Source organism: Pseudomonas sp., from assembly GCF_035277045.1.
In the GTDB taxonomy this organism is placed as follows: Bacteria; Pseudomonadota; Gammaproteobacteria; order Pseudomonadales; family Pseudomonadaceae; genus Aquipseudomonas.
In genome coordinates this window covers 1-3,604 of the sequence record NZ_DATELE010000221.1, presented here as the reverse complement: position 1 = coordinate 3,604, position 3,604 = coordinate 1, and the positions used below count along the sequence as shown (strand labels likewise).

Below are 3,604 nucleotides of genomic sequence, written 5' to 3'. Positions count from 1 at the left end.
ATGCAGGCAGAAACCCGCGGTAAGGTTGACGAACTGCTGTTGAAGCAGGGCGAGCTCCAGGCGCGCATGCAGGACGCCGAACAGAAGCTGGTCAATGCCGGCAAGAAGCATGAGCCCGAGGTTCAGCAGTCCGCCGGCCAGCTGGTGTCGGCGAAAATGGCCGAGGAGGGCGTGACCAGCACCTTCCGCGGCTCGCGCCGTGTCGAAGTCCCCCGCGCTGCGATTACCTCGGCCCCCGACTCCGGCGGCAGCCTGGTTCAGACCGAGCGAGTGGGCGTGATTCTGGCTCCTCAGCGCCGCCTCACCATTCGCGACCTGGTCGCTCCCGGCAACACCGACAGCAACGCAGTGGAATACGTCCGTGAGACGGGCTTCACCAACAACGCCGCGATCGTTGGCGAAGGTATGGCCAAGCCGTACAGCGACCTGAAGTTCGCCCTGGAAAACGCGAACGTGCGCACCATTGCGCATCTGTTCAAGGGTAGCCGCCAGATCCTCGACGACGCCTCGGCGCTGCAAAGCTACATCGATGCCCGTGCTCGTTACGGCCTGCTGTTGGCCGAAGAGGCTCAGCTGCTGTACGGCAACGGCACTGGCAACAACCTGAAGGGCATCATTCCTCAGGCCCAGGCCTATTCGGCCCCGGCGGGCGTGGTGGTCGAAGCGGCACAGCGCATCGACCGCATCCGTCTGGCCCTGCTGCAAGCGATGCTTGCCGAGTTTCCGGCGACCGGCGTCGTCCTCAACCCGATCGACTGGGCGGCGATCGAGTTGCTCAAGGATGCCGAGGGCCGCTACATCATCGGCAAGCCGCAGGAAGGCACCGCGCCGCGACTGTGGAACCTCCCGGTTGTAGAGACCCAAGCCATCGTGCAGGACCAGTTCCTGGTCGGCGCCTTCAGCCTGGCTGCCCAGATCTACGACCGCATGGGCATCGAAGTGCTGGTGTCGACTGAGAACGACAAGGACTTCGAGAACAACATGGTGACCATCCGCGCCGAAGAGCGCTTGGCGTTCGCCGTGTACCGCCCCGAAGCGTTCGTTACCGGCCCGCTGACCGGCGAGTAATCCTTCCCGCTGAGCGCCGCCTGCGGGCGGCGCCGCTGACCGAGGAGATGTGCAGATGGCACGTGCAAACTCGAATGGTTCTAAAACCCCGGAAGCGATCGCAGCTTCCCCTCCAGGCGATATGGAGCCTGGAAGCGCGGCGCTGACCGGCTCCAGTACCCCGGATGACGCGCAGATCACTATCTACCCGATCCGCAGCTACCTGGACGGTAAGGAAATCCGGCGTGCGGGCGGCGAAGGCTACAAGTCGCCGAAGCATGACGCCGTTTCCCTGATCGCCGCTGGCCTGGCAACCGATAAAGACCCGAAGGCCTGACATGAACGTGATCTCGACCGAAGAGGCTCTACAGCACCTGCGGGCCGAAGAAGACGACAGGGAGCAGGTGGAGCTATATCTGGCTGCCGCCGAGGACAGTGCTGCGCGGTTCATGAATCGGCAGTTCTACGCCAATGCTGATGACCTGGCGGCTGCGGTTCTGGAAGGGACCGCCGGCCGAAATCCGATCTTGATCAATCCGTCGGTGCGCGCTGCGTGCCTGCTCATCCTGGGGTCTCTGTTCGAAAACCGCGAAGATGCCGCAAGCGGGGCGTCCTTCAGCGAATTGCCGATGGGCTCCCGCTCGCTGCTTACTCCGTACCGAATAGGTTGGGGGGTCTGATGCGCGCAGGCACGCTGAGACATCGGATCGATATCCAGGAAAAGCTGTCTGTCCGAGACCCAAATACCGGCGAGTTTGGCGAGCCGGAGTGGGTCAGTCGGTGGGAGCGATGCCCGGCCAGCTTGAAACCGTTGTCCGCCAAGGACTTGATCGCGGCCCAGGCAGGCCAGTCTGAGGCGACGGCGAGGGTGGTTATTCGGTACCGCACTGGCGTGTTGCCAACGATGCGCATTGTCCATCGCGGCGAGATTTACAGCATCGAAGGCCCTCCACTGGAAGACGCCAAGTCGGGCCTGGAATATCTGACGATTTTGGTTTCGAAGGGGGTGAGGGATGGTTGATCAAATCAGCGCCCGTCTCCAGGGCCTCAAGCCTTTGACGGAAAAAATGCTTGGTCTGGCGCCGAAGCTTCGCCGCAAGGGCCTGCGCAAAGCTGCTCGGCAGGCAATGAACGTTGTGCGCGACGATGCCAAGGCCCGCGCCAAGGCAATGGATGACCCGAAGACTGCCGAGAAGATCTTTCGCAACATCGTGACTCAGGAAGCTGGCCGCCAAGGGCAGCGTGAGGGTGGCGTTGTGATGAGGGTGGGGATTCGCGGTGGCGCCGGCTCGAACCAGCACAGCAAGGACGCCAGCGGAAACCCCGGCGGCGACACCAGACACTGGCGTTACATCGAGTTCGGCACGCAGTCGTTTGCGCCGGCGCCGTTCATGCGACCGGCTCTTTCCACCAACGTGAACACCGTAACGGATCGCTTCGTGAGGGTCTTCACGCAAGAGATTGATGCCGCACTCAAGGGGGCCTGATGGATCCGCCAATCTTTTCCGTGTGCTCGTCCGACGCCGGGGTCGGCGCACTGCTGGGCGCGGGTGTGGATTGCCGGCTCTTCTCGTTCGGCGAGGCTCCGGCGGGCACGGTGAAGCCGTATGTGGTCTGGAATCTAATTTCGGGTAGCCCCGAGAACTTTCTCGCCGGGCGCCCAGATGCCGACGGGTTCACCCTGCAGGTCGACGTGTATGCAGCCACTGGGGGCTCCGTCCAGGCAGTAACCAAGGCACTTTGCGCCGCCATTGAGCCGCGCGCATACGTGGCCCGCTGGGGCGCCACAGACCGCGATCCGACCACCAAGGACTACCACCGAAGTTTCGATGTGGACTGGATCGTCCGTCGTTAATTCGACGCTCGAGCATTTACGGCTTCGCGATGCAGGGCCAACCAAACACGCAGCCTAGGCCCGTACAGCCGAACGGTGGATGTTCGTTCATCCGTCCGCCCCGGCTGCGTTTCTTTTCAGGCTACAGCTAGGGGGCACCCGAAAGCGCCTTCCCTGGGGCGTTGCTGTGGCCGATCTATTTCCAGGGCTCATTGCAGGGGATTCGTTATGACAAAGCTGATTGTTGGCGACACCGAGCTGAACGTGATCGACCATCGCGGACAGCCGTGCCTTACCCTCTCAGAGGTGGCAATCGCGCTCTACGGGAAAGGGGGTGACCAAAGTGACGCACCCCTTGAGTCGATGATTCGGCAAGTCCAGAAGCTCTATCTGCGCCACGCCGACGAATTCACCGCGACCATGACTGCCATGGTGAAAATGCAGACCCGAGGCGGCGAGCAAGAGGTTCGAGTATTTAGCCTGCGCGGTGCCCACTTGCTTGGCATGTTCGCTCGGACTGATCGGGCTAAGAAGTTCCGCCGTGACGTGCTCGACGTTCTTGATGAGCAGTTACGCCAGGGTGAAACGCTCAGTGCCGAGTTCCAGCGAGCCTTGCTTGAATACAGTGGCAAACAGGCGGTCGCCAGCTTGTGCGGGAAAGGCTTGCGCCAGTGGCAACGACAGAAGCCGCCCCTTGAAGCGAAGCTGAGCGATCTCGCTTCG

General features: G+C 62.3%; 7 protein-coding genes. All 7 read left to right on the top strand.

Going from position 1 to position 3,604, the window contains the following annotated elements; genetic code table 11:
- Window positions 1–1,068, top strand: a 1,068-nt coding sequence (locus VJS90_RS12760; protein WP_324122014.1) for a phage major capsid protein, incomplete at its 5' end; no start/stop codon positions are given.
- Window positions 1,069–1,123: 55 nt separating this feature from the next.
- Entirely contained in the window at window positions 1,124–1,384 is a 261-nt protein-coding gene (locus VJS90_RS12755; protein ID WP_324122013.1) for a hypothetical protein, read from the top strand.
- A 1-nt stretch (window position 1,385) separates the two neighbouring features.
- Window positions 1,386–1,727, top strand: coding sequence for a head-tail connector protein (locus tag VJS90_RS12750; protein ID WP_324122012.1), 342 nt, complete (start codon window positions 1,386–1,388; stop codon window positions 1,725–1,727).
- Entirely contained in the window at window positions 1,727–2,068 is a 342-nt protein-coding gene (locus VJS90_RS12745; RefSeq protein ID WP_324122011.1) for a phage head closure protein, read from the top strand. Before VJS90_RS12750 ends, VJS90_RS12745 begins: the two co-directional genes overlap by 1 nt.
- Entirely contained in the window at window positions 2,061–2,534 is a 474-nt protein-coding gene (locus VJS90_RS12740) for an HK97-gp10 family putative phage morphogenesis protein (RefSeq protein ID WP_324122010.1), read from the top strand. The genes VJS90_RS12745 and VJS90_RS12740 overlap by 8 nt, the downstream gene beginning before the upstream one ends.
- Complete coding sequence (locus VJS90_RS12735; protein ID WP_324122009.1) at window positions 2,534–2,902, top strand: DUF3168 domain-containing protein; 369 nt, start codon at window positions 2,534–2,536, stop codon at window positions 2,900–2,902. The genes VJS90_RS12740 and VJS90_RS12735 overlap by 1 nt, the downstream gene beginning before the upstream one ends.
- A gap of 207 nt (window positions 2,903–3,109) precedes the next feature.
- Window positions 3,110–3,604: hypothetical protein (locus tag VJS90_RS12730; RefSeq protein WP_349254728.1), on the top strand; the 495-nt coding region annotated here is incomplete at its 3' end.

Coding starts and splice junctions, on each gene's coding strand:
- VJS90_RS12735 (WP_324122009.1), top strand. CDS start 2,534: ATGGATCCGCCAATCTTTTCCGTGTGCTCGTCCGACGCCGGGGTCGGC.
- VJS90_RS12750 (WP_324122012.1), top strand. CDS start 1,386: ATGAACGTGATCTCGACCGAAGAGGCTCTACAGCACCTGCGGGCCGAA.
- VJS90_RS12755 (WP_324122013.1), top strand. CDS start 1,124: ATGGCACGTGCAAACTCGAATGGTTCTAAAACCCCGGAAGCGATCGCA.
- VJS90_RS12745 (WP_324122011.1), top strand. CDS start 1,727: ATGCGCGCAGGCACGCTGAGACATCGGATCGATATCCAGGAAAAGCTG.
- VJS90_RS12740 (WP_324122010.1), top strand. CDS start 2,061: ATGGTTGATCAAATCAGCGCCCGTCTCCAGGGCCTCAAGCCTTTGACG.